Consider the following 18238-nt stretch of genomic DNA (forward strand, 5'->3'; position numbering starts at 1 on the left):
CTCCCTTCCAAGTATTTAGAAACCTTTATAAAAGTCCCTGACTTAAAAGCCAATGTTGTTTGAAAGTCATTAATGAAGTTTTACTTTGTATCGGTCAATAGATTTAGGAATTCCTTTTATATATAAAGAGCCATTATAAATTAACTGTCTTATTCTATATTCTAAAAAGAACAAATTGATTTTAGCTTCTGAAGAAATTAACATCTCTCTAATCACTTCTCCAACAGGGATGAAATCTTTTTCCGTTTGCTTGGCATGTAGTCCTTCTAGTGTTTCCAGGATGAGAGAATCAAAAAAGCTCTCTGGGACGCCTAATATTTCCCCATCATTCCAAATGCGCAATACTTCCATTCTTTCGATTAATTTTAACCATTCCTCCGAGTAATAAGAACGTTCTTCTAGGGATAGTTGGCGGCTTTCTTTATTTCGCTCAAATAAGGATTTTATTTGTTTTGAATCCATTTGACTCGTAAAAGAAATATCAGCTTTTTTCTCTTCTATCTGATCTCCTAATAGATAGATAGTATTTTTCTTTTTTCTCAATAAATACAACATAAATCGAAGTCCTATTTGTTCAGCTGCATTGTTCCCACACCATAAATAAATAGGTACTGACTCTGAAATATCCTCGATTTGGCGTAATGAATTACTGAATTTACATGTATAAATTCCTTCTTCAAGCTCGTCATTTATATTTTCATATAGCCATTCTTCACGTATTTTTCTGTCTTCTTTTTTATCTAATTTCCCTAAAGGACCATACGATAAGTTATCCGGAATTGCGATTACCGTCTTTGGCCTTGGAAGTCCCACATTAAGCGAACCGGCAGTAGATTCAAAGCAAACTATATGATAAGGGCCCTCAGGTTTTTGGAAATTCTTGCGAAGATAATCTTGTATTACTAGGTTGATCTCTTCTACTATTTCAACCATTAGATCCACATTGATGAAGTAGCTATAAGAAATAGCTGGTTCATAATTTTCATGATGGAAATATTCAAAGTCAATTGCTGCATTAATTTTATAAATATCGCAATCATGCTTTCTTAAATCATAAACAGTTAAATATATTTGAGTTTCTATTTTATAAACAATGACTGTATTCGGCTCGAAGAAAAAATAAATGAATGGGTGATGAATCTTTTTTTTAATGATAACTCCTCTTTTCATTAGCATTTTGTTCTAGCATTTGGCGTAAGTAATCATCTGATTTACCTTTTGGTATACTTAAGTTTTTCCATTCCTTATTTTTAATAAGCTTACCAATATAGACTATTTGACCGACATGATAGGATTGGTGTGCTAACTGTCTTTCAATCGCCTCGATAACGGAGTGATCTTCACCACGAATATAAACTATTTTCAATAAATCCTCCTCTTTTAGTTCATTTAGTGCCTTCATTAATACATGCCATCCATTCTCCCACATAGACTGGAGATTCCTTTTGGTTATGTTATTATCTTCAAATTCACTATCTCGATTTCGATTCAGCTTTTCACCGTCAGAGGTTAAAAAGTCAGTCCATCTTGATATCATATTACCGCTCATATGCTTCCCTATAATTGCAATACTGTTTGACTCTTCATTTAAAGTCCAATGTATATCCTCTTCTGATAATTGATTAAAGGTTTTGTCCCCTAGTGCTTTCATACTTTCAAATCTTTTTTTAACTGCCAATAAATATTCTGATTCAATACTCAAAACTCCACCTCGCTTACGAATTTTTTCATTATTACATATATTGTACTTTATAGAACAAAATAAAACAGCTGTTTTCAAATTCAAAATCAGCTGCTTCTTTATTATATTCCTTGTACAAATTTTACCTCATCGTAACCGCAGTTATTACACATAATAAGATGTGGACAGGTGTCATCTTTGTATGTGTCTGGATAACCGTCTCCCATCTTTATAGTATTTAAATCGTTATAATGAGCATAGGGATCAAAAAAATCACTTTCCTTACCAGCATCTTCTAAAGGATTGGTACACTTTGGACAGTATTGCTCTAAATGATTAAATGCGTTACATAGAGGACACTCGGACATTTAGGAATCTCCTTTTTGCTTTAGTATCCTTCATTTGTTGAGAAATATGTAAAAAGCACCCCTTCACAAAGTTTCTCTTTATGAAGGGGTGCTATTTTATTAGGAGTGAATAATTACTTCTTTTCCTTCTTTACGATCTTTCGCATATTCTGCCGTTGCTGTGAACAATACATCAGAAGAAGAGTTTAGCGCTGTTTCACATGAATCTTGAATAACTCCAATGATGAATCCGACACCAACAACCTGCATTGCTATTTCGTTAGGAATCCCAAATAGACTACAAGCTAATGGAATAAGTAAAAGAGATCCGCCAGCTACTCCTGAAGCACCTGCAGCTGAAACGGCAGCTAGTACACTTAGGATTATTGCAGTAGCTATATCTACTTCTATATCTAAAGTGTGAACGGCAGCAAGTGTCAATACAGAAATAGTTACTGCTGCTCCAGCCATATTAATAGTAGCACCTAATGGAATTGAAACAGAGTAAGTATCCTTGTCCAATTCTAGCTTTTCACAAAGCCCCATATTTACTGGGATATTAGCAGCCGAGCTACGTGTGAAGAAAGCAGTTATACCACTTTCTCTTAACGTTCGGAATACTAATGGATAAGGATTTTTGCGTACATATATGTATACAATGAGCGGATTAATAACCAACGCCACAAATAACATACATCCTAATAATATGATAATTAATTGGCCATATTCCTTTAGAGCAGAAAGACCATTTGTAGCTATTGCCTCAAAAACAAGTCCTAAAATACCGAGTGGAGCTAATTTAATAACCCATTTAACTAATTGAGAGATAGCATCAGAAAAGTTTGCAATGGCATTCTTTGTTGTTTCTGCAGCATTCTTTAAAGTTAGACCTAGTAAGATAGCCCAAGTCAAAATTCCGATATAATTGGCATTTAAAATTGCATTTACTGGATTATCAACAACGTTGAACAAAAGAGTTTTCAATACCTCTACAATATCACTAGGAGGAGTTACATCCTCAGCTCCTGTGGTGAGGGTAAGAGTAACCGGAAATATAAAGCTAGCAACTACACCAACTAGTGCTGCAAGGAAAGTTCCAATTCCATAAAGTATAAGAATTGACTTCATATTAGTCTGCTGGCCACTTTTGTGAGAAGAGATAGCATGCATAACTAAGAATAAAACTAATATTGGTGCAACAGCCTTCAAAGCACCTACAAATAAAGTTCCGAAAATAGTTACCCAGTTTGCAGCGTCAGGTATAGTTACAGCTAGAACCACACCTATTACAATCCCTAGTAAAATTTGTTTAACTAGGCTTACTTGGTTCCACTTATGTATAAGATTTTTCATGTTTTTCCCCCCGATATTTAACATAATAGCATAATCTAAGATGTAATGACTCTTCATTACATCAAATTTTTGTGTTATCTAAGTATAAATGATAGTTTAACACGAAGATTAAGAATTGGTAAACAATTATTGCAAGATAATATTTGCTAATTGTTACAGGTGCCAGGCACCTGTAACAATTCTTGGAAGCTGTAATAATCTTTCTTTTAGGAAACTGTTAAAGAAATGTGGGCGTCTTATTAAGAAAAGAAAGTTACAATAGATTATAGTTATAGTAGGAATTCATTAAAAGGAGAAGTGATAGATGGAAACGAAAGAATATTTATATTCTCGAAAACAGGAAATTGAAGATTGGGAGAAAGACCAAAAGGGTTTATGGTTTTGGGAGAAGATAGGGCGCCTTCCTTTTAAGGTTCTTGACAAGTTAACTCCCGCTTTCATCCAAGAGAAAATTGGCGTACTTGTTTCTGAAATAGGTAGTTATATTCAAACGGGTGGAAAATACTTAATTAATGAACAAGCAATGATTAAAAAAATACAATCTTCCACTAAATATGAACCTATAGAATCTATTGAGGATATTAGGAACATCCCTTTAGAAGATATGATTATATTGAGTGAAAATCTCCAAAAGGAACGAGTGAAATTTGCCACACTGCAAGGTGCAACAACTGGGATCGGGGGTATTTTTACTTTAGCGATTGATATTCCTTTGATCCTAGGTACAGCACTTAAAACTTTGCAAGAAATTGCGATTATTCATGGTTATGATCCAAATGATAAGCAAGAGCGTGTTTTTATCGTTAAGTGCCTACAGTTTGCTTCGGCTGATATTGTGGGAAAGGAATCCATTTTAAATGAATTATCTGCTCTACATCAAAACAAGCAATCATCTGAAAATATGTTGTCTCAGTTAAAAGGATGGCAGGAGGTATTTTTCACTTATCGTGATCAATTCGGATGGAAAAAGCTCTTACAAATGGTGCCAATCGCTGGAATCATCTTCGGAGCATTTGCAAACAAAGGAATGATCCAAGACATCGCAGAGACTGGAACTATGCTTTACAGAAAAAGAAGAATTTATGAAAAGCTACAGGATATAAAAAGTGATTCAGTTTAAAAGAAAAATGCCTCACAAAGTGAATTTCCCCGTAACAGTTAGACATATTTAAACTGTTATGGGGAATTATTTGTTCAAAAAATTAATCGGTCGATTCTATCATTATTACTCTATTCTCTAGAAGTTCAAGTTTGCCGTTTCTATTGTTCTATATTCCTGTCTTTTTCATAAAATATAGAGATTCTACTATTGGAATTAATTTATTGGAAAAAGGGGAAAAGCACATGTTCGCGGTACATTTTCATGAAAATAATACAATCGTATTAACTCAAGCCTTAAGAACTATTCCTGCAGTGGACGAAGATCTAAAAATCAAAGGACGAAAGTGTAAGGTTCTAGATGTCACTTATAATGACAATAATCATGTGCATGTTCAAGTAGAGTTCGAAAAAATAGTCGAGAAAAATAAAGCTACTTTAGAGCTCGGAAGAAAGAAAAAGAGATAAATAGTGAAAGGAGGAAAGTGAACATTCACTTCCTCCTTTTTAAAAACCTTCATTTATCGTTAGAATTACAATTTTCAGTATATTAATTTATTGATTGGATAGATATGTCTTAAAAATGTCGCTATTTTAGTTGATATATAATACCTATCAGAAACGCATGATACTAAATACCTTTAACTTACCAATAAAATCCTTTTACAAAATTGAAGATATGATTAAGCATATAAACGAAGTAATTACTGCATATCAAACCAAAAAACCTACAAACAAAATACTTGTTTGTAGGCTTCAATAAGAAATTAATTTAGAATTACTAGGTGACTAATGCTGCTTTCTCATCTTTAGCATTTGCTTAAAGGAAGGAAATACAGTCTTTTATTATCATGTACCACAGTAGGTTTGGTATCCGCCGCTAGTTTTCGGAGGTAGTTCTGTATATTCCAGGTTATCAGCTGAATAATCGTAAGGATTTTTAAGCGCTGCTAGTAGCTTTTCCATCACATGATAGTCTTCTTTTTCAACTGCTGCATTTAGGGCCTCCTCTACGCGATGATTTCTTGGAATTATTGTTGGATTATGTTGTTTCATCAGTTCTATAGATTCATGCTTCGATTCTTGTTGATTTTCTAATCTTTCTGACCACTTCGTTTGCCACTGAGCAAATTTATCGGATTTGAAAAGTTCATTTTCCTCTAGTTTCTCCATAGTAAGAGCACGGAAGGTGTTCGTAAAGTCTGCATTATATTTCTCCATTAGTTCTAGAAGCTCATGAATAAGAGATAAATCCTCTTCTTTTTTATTAAATAATCCTAATTTTACTCTCATACCATTTAAATAATTTGTTTGGAAATATTCTGGATATGCGGATAGTACTTCCTGTGCTTGCCTAATAGCTTCCTCCTGCTCCTCGTGTATAAGGGACAGTAAGCTTTCAGCAAGTCTAGCCAAGTTCCAACCACCAATACCTGGTTGGTTTCCGTATGCGTAGCGACCTTGAGTATCAATCGAGCTAAAAACTGTTTTCATATCATACGTATCCATGAAAGCACATGGTCCGTAGTCTATTGTTTCCCCGCTGATGCTCATATTATCTGTATTCATCACGCCGTGTATAAAACCAACTAGCTGCCATTGAGAAATAAGGGTTGCTTGACGTTTTACTACCTCCTCAAGTAGCAATAAATATTTATTTTCTTTATCCTTCAATTCAGGATAATGCCTGTTAATCGTGTAGTCAGCTAATGCCTGCAAATCCTCATACTCTCCCATATTTGCAGCAAATTGGAAAGTACCAACTCGAATATGACTGCTGGCAATTCTCGCCATAACTGCCCCTGGCTGTTTAGTCTCTCTAACAATAGCTTCACCAGTAGTTACAACAGATAGGCTGCGCGTTGTCGGTATACCAAGACCATGCATTGCTTCACTAATAATATATTCTCTTAGCATTGGGCCTAGTCCCGCTCTTCCATCTCCTCCACGGGAATAAGGTGTTCTCCCTGAACCTTTTAGCTGAATATCTAAACGCACTCCGTTTGGAGTTATCTGTTCCCCATACAATAATGCACGTCCATCACCTAGCATAGTAAAATTGCCGAATTGGTGTCCTGCGTATGCCTGAGCAAGAGGCTCGCTACCTTTAGGTGCTTTGTTACCTGCAAGGATTTGTAAACTTTGTTCACTTTTCATAAGATTTGCATCTAATCCTAACTCAGCTACAAGCGATTCATTCAAGATAGCTAGCTTTGGTGACCTAACAGGATTAGGTTCTATTATTGTATAAAATATTGGTGGAAGACTTGCATAACTGTTGTCTAAATTCCATCCAGCTCGTTTTCTCTGTTCTGACATCCTATCTTCCTTTCCTCTCTAGCATTTAATAGTTATCTTCTACTTATTGTTCTCATTATACCCTTCATTGTAGGGTAATACGCTAGTTAATGACTTACCTTTATTTGATCGGTGTTTTACATATGTATAATTTATATGAAGAACAGAAAAGAGTATGAAGCAAAATTCAATTCAGTTATAGATAGACATTTTTTAGCAATGTGAGCAATAAGGAAGGCCAAATCGCTGGAGCTCCGAGTGACAAATGATCCCTAATTAGTTATAAAGACCAAACTATTTTAATGGATAGTTCAGATTTCGGATTGTCGTAAAATTTGAAATTCTTGTCGTCAACGACGCGTTGATTGTAGTAAAAATAAAGGAGGGTGTAGTAAATCGTATGGAATAGGGGAGTTGAGCATGAATTATAAAAAGGAGCTGGCACACGCCGCTCCTTCTTGTTATTTTTCATTTATTCTCTATTAAACAAATACCGATTCCTGTTGGGTCAACAAGATAAGCAAGATAGAAATCATCAAATTCCATTTTTTCTCTCAGTACCATAGCTCCATTTGCAACAGCTTTGGATAAAGAGTGATCTATCGAATTTACTTCAATTTGAACTCTAGTGCCATGTGGATAATCATGAGGTCCTTTACTGATACCACCTTGCAGATGATTACTTTCAGTGTTTTCATCTGTAGTGACCGGCCAATAATCCCAGCTTGGTTCATGTACCTTCCATCCAAATACTTCTGCGTAAAATTTCGAAGCCTTTTCTGGTTCCTGACTGTTCATCTCAAAGCCTACAACTTTACCCATCTTTTACCCACTTTCTATTGTTTTATCGATTTTTCAATCCAATTGCTCTTCAGATTTAAGTACTATAAAATCCCATGGATATTGCTCTAGACAAACTCATATCAATATTTTCATTAGCTTCTTCATCGCATTCTCATTGCATTTGTTTTCAAAATGAGCAATCAAAAACTCTATAGCTTCCCTTTTACTAAGTTCTAGATTCTTTATACTGTTTCTTTCTGTCCATGCTTCATAGGTTTCAAATGCAGTACTATTCCACCCATTTTTCTCTCCATGCTCATCTTTTTTTTCTTGAATTCCTGCTATAACTATATCCATCGTTCCTTGGAGTTCTAATAAAGCATTCTCAAATATTTTCTTCTGATCCTTATGTGAAAGTCCCGCCCTTTTCCTTAAAACTCTAGTATCTATACCCTGTTCGTCTTCAATTAACTGAAAGATTGCTAATGCCTCTCTTGATAATTTTCCATCTGCAAAACGTTTTTCAATTGATGCTACCTCTCCTAGTACCTTTTTAAAATATGGGAGAAGCTCACGAGAAATTAGCACAGATTTTTTCTTAATAAACTTTCCGTATCCTGCTACTCCATCCGTTGAAAATTTTGTTCGCCATATCCATGGATCGAATGCCGTATCAGAATGCCAGCTATCTTTAGGTGTTACACTACTAAGTGAAGGATAATCGGGTATTAAGGGGGCAAGGGGTAATAACCCTATTTCTTCTATTATCAGAACAGCTTCTTCATATGATTTAATCTGTTTTTCCATACATTTAACCCTCCTATAAAATCCTCTTACTTATATGTTTTGTTTAAACATCTATAAAATTGTATGCAGCAGATGTTCAACAGGAAGCTGTATTAGATTCTTATTGATCATAATCACCGTATACATTGAAGTTCAGTTACTTTTCCTTAATAGGTACATAAAGATCTACCTTAGCATATCTTTTTGAGTCTTCTGCAGGGTTATTTCGGCTAAATTCCAAATTGGATCGGTTAAAATCTGGTTCGAAATCACTTGCTGGAAGCCACTGACCGTATACTTGATCATAAGCAATATGTAGATTTTGAGGTTCTCCGTAATAGGAACATAAGGCAAATAATCCACCTTCTAACGTTTGGTACTTTATTTCCTTATGTTCTCCTTTTTTAAAATTGCTAGGTAAAGTTACGCAAGCATCATGTCTGCAATTGTCTGGGGTTACTAGGCTGGGGTTGTCTAATGAGATTCCTATGAAATCTTGCGCAGGCGGAAAAAGACCTTCGGAGAACGACCATTCCATTAGTCTTCCCCAGTGTGTATTAGGTTCAAGATAACTGCCAAAACGTCTTATATATGCTACTTCATAATTAGGCAATTCCACTATAGTTATATTCATTTTTCAACCTACTCTCCTTGTTTAAGTGCTAGAATGACTGATAGATGTATATTTTCCTTAAAAGTATTAGTTGGTTCTATTGCCAATAACTCCTTCTTTAAATGTTCTTCAAATAAATGAACATTGTCACCTAAAAAGTGTTTTGCTCCATAGGATGTAGAATATATATTGCCAATAATAGAATCTATGCTCCACCTTTGTTCATAGGGTGGAAGCTCCACTTTGTCCAATTTAAATTTAGAACGTTCAATTAGCTGCTCATAATTCTCACTAGGAGATTGGTAAATTGTATTTCCTGCCCTTCGCTCTGAACCATACCAATGCTTGATAACCTCATCCACTTTGTTTTGCCATAAAGAACGTTCATTTTTTTTAGAACATGGGTCGATAATTGCAATCCCTCCCCCTAGTGAAGACATGTCAAATAACATTTCAAGCGTTTTTTCTCGTTCCATCCAGTGAAAAGCTTTTGCAATAGTTATCATCTTAAACGTTTTTTTTTGCTGAGCGTTAAATTTTTCAAGATTACCTGTAAACCATTCAATATTGTCATGTCTAGATTCTTTCTGTAGATATCTAGCTTCTTCAATCATCTCTGGTTCTTGATCTACCCCTACTATCGTTTCAAACCAATCGACAAATCTTAATGCCAATCTTCCATCACCGCAACCTAAATCCAACATCTGTCCTGTACCATCTAAAGCAAGTTTATGTATTAAAAATCTGATAAGAGTATCAGGGTAAAGTGGTCGATAAAGTGAATAATATCTAGCTGTTCCTGAAAACAAATCATTTCCATAGCTTCTCATATACTCATGCCCTTCCTTCATTGAAAATAAATCATTTAACGATTGATACTAAACTAAATTTCTTTCGTTTATAAAACTTCATAAATAGTTTGAATAAATAACTCTTTTTCTTCTAAATATGGATAGTGATTACTCTGTTCAAATATATGGAGGGATGCGTGCGGCAATAGCTCTTTCATCTCTATAGAAAGTTCTACAGGACATTGAACATCATGTCGTCCACAAAGAATATGTACAGGAGTTTCAACTTTATCAAGCTGGCGAGTCACATCATAGATTAAAACCTCTCTTCCAAAGAAGTTTAATCTGTTTGCAGATATTTTCTTATGTATATTACATGAAAACAATTCATCATAGCTTTCGGGGTGGTACAAAGAAAATTGTGTCCTCTCTTTTGAGAGTTGAAGTCTTACTTCTTTAGTAAGATCAGGTTTTTTTAACAGCTCCATTAAGGCTTGCATTCTTTTATAATTTGGGTGTTCCTCATTATAGATACATTTAGGAGAGGTGGAGCTATACTCCCTTGCAGAGGATCCAACTACTACAAGAGATTTCAAATAGTAGGAAAAATGAATGCCATATATTAAACCCAGCATCCCTCCTGTTGAATGTCCTGCAAAGGTCCACTTGTCATATCCAAATGCCTGACGGATTGCTTCTAAATCAAGAACTGCATCTATCATGCTTAATTCGTGTGGAAATTTAGGCTTGTCCGAGCTACCCACATCTCTCAGGTTCACAAGAAATACTTTGTTTGTATTTGTGAAAACATCTGCAAAATAGTCACCACTATCATTGAACTCTGAGTAAAGATGAGTAACGCAAACTGGTTCCCCTTCTCCTTTAATAAACACTTCAAAAACCCCTCGACTAGTTGTTACCATTTGTCTTAACCATTTAGACATTGAAACTTCTCCTTACTCTATATCACTTTAATGCTCAAAAATTTACTTACCAACTATCTCTTTTGAAAAATTGCCGTCATAAAACCAGCCAGGCCTAGTACTGACTGATCACTTTCTTTCATTTGTCTTATCTCTATTTCCTCAAAGTCTTTAAAGATAGCTCTTAATTTCTCTTCATCATAGCCAAGCCCTCCCTTTAAACTTTGAGTTCGATAAACTTCTATGTCTGAAATTGTAGACCCGCCATACTCACCATTTGGTGCAAAGCATGTGATAGCAAAATAACCACCTGTTTTTAAAGCTTTCTTTATTAATTGGATATAACTTATTCGTCGATGGGGTGCAATATGGTGAAAACAGCCAGAATCATACACGATATCATAGCTTCCTTCCTGAAAATTCAGTTCAAAAATATTTTGACAATTAAAATTGATATCTACTTGTTCTATTTTAGCTCGCTCGATAGCCCAGTTTATAGTTTCCCTCGAAAGATCAACGGCATCTACTACATATCCTTTTTTGGCAAGATAAATAGCATTTCGCCCCGGGCCACAGCCTAGCTCTAATACTCTCCCCGGCTTAAATATACCGCAATCTATATAATCGACTAAATTTTCATCGGGTACGTTACTAAAGAAAGGAATATCTTTTTTTCGATCACTATAAAACCCATTCCAAAATAATTTTGGCTCTCTTAATAGACTATCTAACAATAGATATAAATCTTCTGGTTCAGTAACTAACCTCCGCATTATTAGACCCCGTCTCGTTTAATCAATAAAGTAAGGATAATAAGTAAATGCTGTGACACAAAAGCTCACTACAATAAAAAGTAATAGACCAATAATTACTGGAGAACTCTTAAACTGAAACGGAGTAATCGCTCCCCCGTTCTGCCCATTCCAGCCTTTCAGATGTGCATTTTCAGCATTGCTTTGTCTATTTGAATTAAGTTGAAAAAACCAAATCAGTCCAAATAAAGCTAATCCTCCAAGGAAGATTATATCAACCATCTTCCAATTTAATAAGATAGAAACACCCCAGATTAATGCAGTTTCCACAAGTAAAGTAGCAACTATTACGTATAAATTTTTCAACCTTAGACCCCCTTTTATGAGAACTGTAAATAGGCTTTCTACTAAATTATACACCAAAATTTGTAAATATAATAATAGATTTTTAATTATTCTGTATTTTATTTTAAGAGGTATTTTACAATTATTATCGAATACTTTTAAAAACGAAAGAGGAAATTTCATGCTAAATTTTATCGATACTCTACCAACCGATAAACAAATTGCTGGGGTTCATTGTATCCCCATAAATGAGCAAGGTATGATTATGCTTGCTTGGGACAAAGATGAACAGCTAATCACCACTATTGGTGGTCGAGTTGAAAATAGCGAGACCTTAGAGGAAGCTTTGGTTCGAGAAGTAATGGAGGAAGTAGGTATTACATTAATGGAGGAAAAGATACCATTTGCCTCCTGGTACTGGTCTTCTACAGATACATATACAGTTTGGTACCTTTCTAAAGTAAAAACACTTGGAAAATATGACTTTCAAAACGAAAAAACCGGTTATCTTATAAGTAATTTCTTAACTTTCGAGCTGCTTATCACACAACTTGAAAACAAATATGCCCCTAGACTTCAAATTTTACAACTAGCAAAGAAAAAAGCGGTGGACATGCAATGGATCACTAGGTGAAATTGTAAATTATTAATTCATTTTATTATCAAACAGAATTTGACACTTCAAATTTGTATTAGTAATACATGGATTCCAATAGCTCTAAAGAAAGTCAGCCTTTTTTTGTCTTTATATAGACCTCCTTTTAACTGATTTACTGATAATCCATTGAGGAATACAGTTTAAGAGGAAGCTTATAAAAAATACAGTATAGGGACGGAATGGTTTAAAATAATATCCCCAGTCTACAGTCGTATTCATCATATGAATAAAATATAAAGAACTGATAATTGACAATATATTTCCTATTAACAGGACTGAAATAAAGAGAAACGACTTACATATGTAGGCAAGAACTATTGTCCCTATAATCATAATTAGGTATCCAATCATCGTTCCTTTCGTAAAGTCTAAATACATTGCATAATATCCAAATGGGAAACAATAAAACATAAGAACTAAAATAATAAAAGCTACGTTTTGTTTTTTCCACTTATATTGGGCATAGTTACTTGCCAGAATGACTAAATATATTAGAGAAACGATCAACGAAAAACTCCCATAGCTCAAATTCAATAATTTGTTTAGTCCAAACAACGGAATAACGAAAAACATATACAGTGGATATTGTATATTCGCAATTACGTCTAAAAAGGAAAAATGCAAAAATTGATTTTCCAAACTATTTATACCGAATACAGTCAATGATGCTCCAAAAGCTATTAATATCCAAATCCTCAACATCTTTTTGCCAGTGTAAATTAATAACCCTACCAAAAGACATATAGAAATAACTAAATGATAAAAGTTTAAATTGCCATCTGGAAATTTAATAGCAGGCATGAAATTAAACACCAACGCAACTAAATACAAAAGTATCAGGATATATTTTTTTATTTCCCTCATAACTAAACCTCCCTTTTAGTGTAATATTACACTAAAAGGGAGGTTTGAACAACATTATATTTTTTGACTAATAATACTCCATTTTTCTCTAGCTACCAATTCATCAAAGGTGCTAAGTATACGGTAATTTTCTTCATCCACTATTCGAAAGTGCTTGCTGAGCACATTTTGTTGAAGACGAAAACCATTTTTCTCCTCTACATTTTTCCACCATATATAGCCGCCAAGCGTTTTATCCTTTGGTCTTATAATTACATCATGGGCAGTGAGCTCAATGACCTCCATTGGATCTCCCCCAATTTGATTTTGTAGCGTAGGACTATCACGGAACAAAGCGCATATTGCGATAGTAGTCGTCCAATTTGCAAAAGTCCTTTCCTTTTCTATCTGAACCAAAGTTTTCTTTGAGATGCCTAAGAGTTCGGCCATTTTATCTTGTGTATAGTCATTTTCTACTCTAATAAGCTTAAGACTTTGAGAAGTTATATGTATTAAGAAATCACGATCCATGGGCTCACCTCGTGTAATTTTACACTAATTATAACTGAAATATACTAAATAAAATACCAAAAGCTCAGTCGGATAACTGAGCTTCTTAAACGAAAAATTAATGCTCTTTTTACTCGTTCTTAAATAAACAATCGTTTGTGCCGCAAAACTATTAAGCTTACTAGTAGTATTAGTGCACCTGAAATAATAAACACGACTCTTACACCGACCAAATCAACAGCAACACCTACTGCTAAGGAAGATATACCAAACAATCCAGTACCCACCGTCCCAAGAGATGTATAAACAGTTACTAATTTTTCTAAGGGCACACTTCTTTGAATAACAGTTTGCTGTGGTATGTTTTTTAATTGACCAAACAGACCGATTCCTATTGATAGGACAAGAGCAAGTAAAGGATAGCTTGTAGAGCCGAACAAAATAGTAAGCACACCGCTCAACAAAGCACCAAAACCGATAAAATAGTGCTTATAGGTATCTGCTAAGTGAGAATATTTTATACAAATAATGCTACCTAAAAGTAATCCTACAAAAAACGCTCCATTGATAAACCCCCACCAATGCTCTCCTTCTTTCAGTGCCTGCTCCACATATATATAGAGAATAGCTGCTATCCACACAGTCCCAGCGATTGTCTCCAAAATATCAATTAGTATAATTTTTCTAAGAACTGGTGTATCCATTATACTTATCCAGCCTACTGATAGCTGTGTGAAAAGAGACTCTTCCTTTTTTTCTACGTGATTCACATGGTCTAAAAGGTAAGTCAAAATACTTGAAACTAAAAACAAGCCACTTACTATTATGATCAACCAAAAAGGATTAAATAAAAGAAGTAACAATCCTCCAAACAACCAAGCACCAATTTGTATTATCTGGTTAACCGTTTCCACAGTGCTATTAGCTTTTACAAGCTTATCATCTGCAACATAATGAGGTAGAAAAGCCCGCATTATAGGATTAGCACATCCATCAAGAAGTGCTATCCCTGCGATGAGCATAAAAATAATCCAATAATTGGTTGATTGCATAAACATAAACAGAAAAATCCCTAGTATTATTAATAGTACAGTTTTTCCCATTTGTGACCAAACGAGCAATGTCTTCAATTTGTATTTCCCAAGAAATAAAGGTGTAAATAAACTCGATACAAACATTGCTGAAGTAATAGTAAAAGGCACAATTGATGAGATTGTTGCAGAGCCAGTTAAATTATATAAGACACTAATTACACTAACTATATAAAATACGTCCCCTAGATTCGCGAACGATTGACCAGTCAGTAACAATAGAAAATTTTTATTTTTTTTCATTTCAATCCCCCATATTAAATTTCGTTCTATTTAATAAGGTTATGGATTAAATTGGACAAGACATAAATTGTAGCCTCCTTTTGATGTGCTGATCGGAGAAGTTCTGGGGATTACAAACTTTTCCTTTCATTGAGCACTATTTTAAATTGATTGAGTTAATTTCATATTAACACTTTACCTTTAAAATAAAAACATCTATTATTCTGTAAATTTAAGCAGGACGCGTAAAAGCTAGATTGAAGTTAGATAAGCCATCACAATCAGATGAATTCGACTGTGATGGCTTTATCGATCATAGGCTATAAAGCAACCGAGTAGAGCGAAAATGAATCATCGTCAATCTACCATTTGTTTTTTATAAACGACAGCTGTAATAATATAGATTACTACTGACCATAAAGCGATTATACCTAAATGACTCCATATTTCTCCAAATCCAGCTCCAGCATCTACTTTCGTTGCCATTTCAAGCAGCTGAAGGTTGGGTATATATTCGATTACACTAAAAATCGGATACTTTTCGCTAAAGCTAAGGATTCCTGATCCCGTGGAGAACAAAAAGATAACTGGTAATACAATTACTGATGATTCCATTACGGATTTAGCTATTAACCCTAATAACGTTCCTAAGCCTATAAAGAATATTGCACATAGGGCTAATCCTAATCCCAAAACGGGTATGTTGGCTGGAGTATACCCAGCAAGCATAACACTAGCCACAGCTACAACCATTGTTAAAACGAATGATAATGCACTTTTTCCACCAAGAATTTCATAGGTATTTGCAGGAGATAGCATTAATCCACGCAGTGTATTTTTTTCTTTTTCTTCTGCGATTAAACAACATTGAACGTACGAGCCTACCATAGTAAAAGCAAAGCCTATTGTGAAATTACTATTGACTATTGGATCCATTCCCATTCTGCTAAAAATAGCGGCCATTAAAACAGGTAAGTATATAACCATTGAGACTGCTATGTTTCTAGTAAATTCTTTAAAATCCTTTTGAAAGATTGCGTTTACGCGTTTCCATGAAAATGTCATATTAATTCTCCTCCAGTCACTTTAACAAAAATATCACCTAATGATGGTTCATTGGAATGTACAGTTGAAATACGATTCTCCTTCATCAATTGGAACATCTTATCTGCTCCAGCTTCATCTCTTTTGAGTATTACCGTTTCATTATTAGTTAGCTCTATTGTCATCGTTCCATCCGAAAACTGTTTCTTCAGCTCACTAGGTTTATCCAGTAATTGAATTTTCCCTTCATTTAAAAAAGCAACTCGGTCACAAAGCGTATCTGCTTCTTGCATATCATGGGTTGTTAAGAAGATGGTTGTTCCTTTTTTATTCAAAGCACGTAATCCGTTATAAATATGCAATGTGTTTACTGGGTCTAGAGCAGAGGTTGGTTCATCTAAGAACAATAGCTCCGGTTCATGAAGAATGGCTCTCGCAAGTACTACTCGCTGAATCATCCCTTTAGATAGTTCAGATATTTTTTTCTTGCGTGCCTCCGTTAGGTTTACAAAATTTAGTGCCTCATCTACCTTGGAAATTGGCAAATCATATAGCTCGCAATATAGCTTTAAATTTTCGAAAATAGACAATCTACTATATAGTCCACTATTATCAGTAAGGACACCGAACCGCTTTCTTTCATTAGGGTTCTTGAAGTTGGATACTTTTTCACCAAAAACAAGCGCTTCCCCCTCTGTTGGGTCTAACTGACCCGTTAGTATTTTAATAGTAGTTGTTTTCCCTGAACCACTTGGGCCAAGAAATCCAAAAATCTCACCTTTTCTTACTTGAAAGTTAACATCCTCTACTGCCTTAAAATTTGAAAAATATTTGGCTAGACCTTTTACTTCAATTACATTTTCCATTTGAAAACCTCCTAATTGTTTGGTTGAACATTTCGTATCTACAACCTAAGATTATGAGATATTTAAATGGAAAACATTATATTTCCGGTGAAAGGAGTCAAATTTAGGGTGAGTGGACTCTTATTTTAGTTGAATGGAGCTTATTTAAGTCCTAACATTCCCTTTAAATCCGCCATTTTAGTCTTAGAAAGTGGAACAGATGATTTTTCTGTATCATCTAGTACCAAGCTGTAGCTATTTCGTGTCCAAGTAATAACTTCCCTCACTTTTTGTAAATTCACGATATATGAACGATGGCATCGGAAGAAACCAAAGGCTAATAATCTTTCTTCTAGATCATTTAATGTAAAGGAACAAGCAAACCTTTCTCCTTTTATATGTAAATAAGTTTGTCCTTCTGTGCTTTCAATGTAATCTATCTCTGGAGGATCAAACAATACAATTTTTTCATTTACTTTAGTTGGTATTTTTTCAAAGCGAATAGGCTGAATTAATTTCTCTTCCACTGATTCATCGGTTGTTGTAATCTTAGCGGTAGGTGACTCTATTTCTTTCACTTCCTCACTGTCTTCTTCCTTTGTGTGAATTGGATGAAGTCCTTTTTCATTTAATCGGTAAACGTTATCCGAGCAAGCAACCCCACTCTCCACTTGACCTGTTAATACTAATATAATTTTTTGCGCTAGACGAAGCTCTCTTAAAATGGATAAAAGAATACGTTTCGATTCAATATCTAAATTTTGATCAGGCTCTTCCATTATGTAAATGTCTGGACTGTGAATAAGTAACCATGCTAGCTGAACGCGCTTTCTTTCAGAATACGTTAAATTCATTAATTTTTTATTTTTTTGGGCACCAAGTTGTACGGCGTGCATGATTTTGTCTATTTGTTCAGGAGAGTTATATAGTTTTTTATAAAATTTTAAGTTTTCCAAGACCGTCAGTCGTTCATATCCTCCCTCATGCAAAAAGAAAAACCCAATTTTGTTTTCAGGAATATAATCAATTTTTCCATTAGATAATCTTGTTTTTCCTAACAAAGTATTTAACAGCTGCTCCTTCACATTAACAGTAGAAACAATGGCGGTAACCTCTCCTTGTATTATGTCTAAATTGAATTCAGGAAAGAGCACCATATCATTTGTATGTTTTTCTGCTTGTATAAATTTCAAAGTCATTAATAAATCCTCTATTCTATGTATTCTAATAACTATATTATACCAATATATTCATG

The 18238-nt window shown here is 34.5% G+C and carries 21 protein-coding genes; 3 read left to right on the forward strand and 18 right to left on the reverse strand.

Annotated features, from left to right (window positions below; translation table 11 throughout):
- Positions 1–69 precede the first annotated feature (69 nt).
- The 4 genes from D0S48_RS04975 to sstT form a co-directional block, all read right to left on the reverse strand.
- The gene (locus tag D0S48_RS04975) at positions 70–1170 is read right to left on the reverse strand and encodes a DUF1835 domain-containing protein (RefSeq protein WP_191963872.1); all 1101 of its coding nucleotides are present in this window, start codon (positions 1168–1170) and stop codon (positions 70–72) included.
- Entirely contained in the window at positions 1148–1702 is a 555-nt protein-coding gene (locus D0S48_RS04980) for a DUF1572 family protein (protein WP_151110444.1), read from the reverse strand. The genes D0S48_RS04975 and D0S48_RS04980 overlap by 23 nt, the downstream gene beginning before the upstream one ends.
- Before the next feature lie 101 nt (positions 1703–1803).
- The gene (locus D0S48_RS04985; RefSeq protein WP_151110446.1) at positions 1804–2049 is read right to left on the reverse strand and encodes a hypothetical protein; all 246 of its coding nucleotides are present in this window, start codon (positions 2047–2049) and stop codon (positions 1804–1806) included.
- A 99-nt stretch (positions 2050–2148) separates the two neighbouring features.
- Complete coding sequence (gene sstT, locus D0S48_RS04990; RefSeq protein ID WP_151110448.1) at positions 2149–3381, reverse strand: serine/threonine transporter SstT; 1233 nt, start codon at positions 3379–3381, stop codon at positions 2149–2151.
- Positions 3382–3685: 304 nt separating this feature from the next.
- On the opposite strand from sstT, the gene D0S48_RS04995 reads away from it, so the two are divergent.
- Both D0S48_RS04995 and D0S48_RS05000 read left to right on the forward strand, forming a co-directional pair.
- Positions 3686–4501, forward strand: coding sequence for an EcsC family protein (locus D0S48_RS04995; protein ID WP_151110450.1), 816 nt, complete (start codon positions 3686–3688; stop codon positions 4499–4501).
- Positions 4502–4725: 224 nt separating this feature from the next.
- Positions 4726–4947 (forward strand): hypothetical protein, encoded by a 222-nt coding sequence (locus tag D0S48_RS05000; RefSeq protein WP_151110452.1) that lies wholly within the window; start codon positions 4726–4728, stop codon positions 4945–4947.
- 381 nt (positions 4948–5328) lie between these two features.
- Here the strand turns inward: D0S48_RS05000 and D0S48_RS05005 are convergent, their stop codons facing one another.
- The 8 genes from D0S48_RS05005 to D0S48_RS05040 all read right to left on the reverse strand — a co-directional run bounded on the left by D0S48_RS05005 (position 5329) and on the right by D0S48_RS05040 (position 11791).
- A complete protein-coding gene (locus D0S48_RS05005; protein WP_151110454.1) occupies positions 5329–6798 on the reverse strand; it encodes a protein adenylyltransferase SelO in 1470 nt (489 codons plus the stop codon).
- Between the two features lie 447 nt (positions 6799–7245).
- Positions 7246–7599: a VOC family protein gene (locus D0S48_RS05010; RefSeq protein WP_151110456.1), complete on the reverse strand. Its 354-nt coding sequence runs from the start codon at positions 7597–7599 to the stop codon at positions 7246–7248.
- A gap of 96 nt (positions 7600–7695) precedes the next feature.
- On the reverse strand, positions 7696–8367 hold the full coding sequence (locus D0S48_RS05015) for an AlkZ-related protein (protein ID WP_151110458.1): 672 nt from the start codon (positions 8365–8367) through the stop codon (positions 7696–7698).
- Between the two features lie 136 nt (positions 8368–8503).
- Complete coding sequence (locus D0S48_RS05020) at positions 8504–8980, reverse strand: AraC family transcriptional regulator (protein WP_151110460.1); 477 nt, start codon at positions 8978–8980, stop codon at positions 8504–8506.
- 8 nt (positions 8981–8988) lie between these two features.
- Positions 8989–9789 (reverse strand): class I SAM-dependent methyltransferase, encoded by an 801-nt coding sequence (locus D0S48_RS05025; RefSeq protein WP_151110462.1) that lies wholly within the window; start codon positions 9787–9789, stop codon positions 8989–8991.
- Positions 9790–9857: 68 nt separating this feature from the next.
- Positions 9858–10694: an alpha/beta fold hydrolase gene (locus tag D0S48_RS05030; RefSeq protein ID WP_151110464.1), complete on the reverse strand. Its 837-nt coding sequence runs from the start codon at positions 10692–10694 to the stop codon at positions 9858–9860.
- Between the two features lie 53 nt (positions 10695–10747).
- Positions 10748–11446, reverse strand: coding sequence for a class I SAM-dependent methyltransferase (locus D0S48_RS05035; protein WP_151110466.1), 699 nt, complete (start codon positions 11444–11446; stop codon positions 10748–10750).
- 18 nt (positions 11447–11464) lie between these two features.
- Positions 11465–11791, reverse strand: a complete 327-nt coding sequence (locus D0S48_RS05040) for a hypothetical protein (protein WP_144538132.1) — start codon at positions 11789–11791, stop codon at positions 11465–11467.
- Between the two features lie 160 nt (positions 11792–11951).
- Between D0S48_RS05040 and D0S48_RS05045 the strand changes: the two genes are divergently transcribed.
- Positions 11952–12404 (forward strand): NUDIX hydrolase, encoded by a 453-nt coding sequence (locus tag D0S48_RS05045; RefSeq protein ID WP_151110468.1) that lies wholly within the window; start codon positions 11952–11954, stop codon positions 12402–12404.
- A 111-nt stretch (positions 12405–12515) separates the two neighbouring features.
- Here the strand turns inward: D0S48_RS05045 and D0S48_RS05050 are convergent, their stop codons facing one another.
- The 6 genes from D0S48_RS05050 to D0S48_RS05075 form a co-directional block, all read right to left on the reverse strand.
- The gene (locus D0S48_RS05050; RefSeq protein ID WP_151110470.1) at positions 12516–13292 is read right to left on the reverse strand and encodes a hypothetical protein; all 777 of its coding nucleotides are present in this window, start codon (positions 13290–13292) and stop codon (positions 12516–12518) included.
- A gap of 54 nt (positions 13293–13346) precedes the next feature.
- Entirely contained in the window at positions 13347–13802 is a 456-nt protein-coding gene (locus tag D0S48_RS05055; RefSeq protein ID WP_151110472.1) for a helix-turn-helix transcriptional regulator, read from the reverse strand.
- A 119-nt stretch (positions 13803–13921) separates the two neighbouring features.
- The gene (locus D0S48_RS05060) at positions 13922–15115 is read right to left on the reverse strand and encodes an MFS transporter (protein WP_151110474.1); all 1194 of its coding nucleotides are present in this window, start codon (positions 15113–15115) and stop codon (positions 13922–13924) included.
- A 336-nt stretch (positions 15116–15451) separates the two neighbouring features.
- Positions 15452–16159 carry an ABC transporter permease gene (locus D0S48_RS05065; protein ID WP_144538127.1) on the reverse strand — a complete coding sequence of 236 codons (708 nt, stop codon included), beginning with the start codon at positions 16157–16159 and terminating at the stop codon, positions 15452–15454.
- Positions 16156–17004 carry an ABC transporter ATP-binding protein gene (locus D0S48_RS05070; protein WP_151110476.1) on the reverse strand — a complete coding sequence of 283 codons (849 nt, stop codon included), beginning with the start codon at positions 17002–17004 and terminating at the stop codon, positions 16156–16158. Before D0S48_RS05070 ends, D0S48_RS05065 begins: the two co-directional genes overlap by 4 nt.
- Before the next feature lie 140 nt (positions 17005–17144).
- Positions 17145–18182, reverse strand: coding sequence for a LytTR family transcriptional regulator DNA-binding domain-containing protein (locus D0S48_RS05075; RefSeq protein WP_151110478.1), 1038 nt, complete (start codon positions 18180–18182; stop codon positions 17145–17147).
- Positions 18183–18238: the final 56 nt, after the last annotated feature.

Origin of the sequence: Psychrobacillus sp. AK 1817 (assembly GCF_008807035.1) — a bacterium.
Lineage (GTDB): Bacteria > Bacillota > Bacilli > Bacillales_A > Planococcaceae > Psychrobacillus > Psychrobacillus faecigallinarum.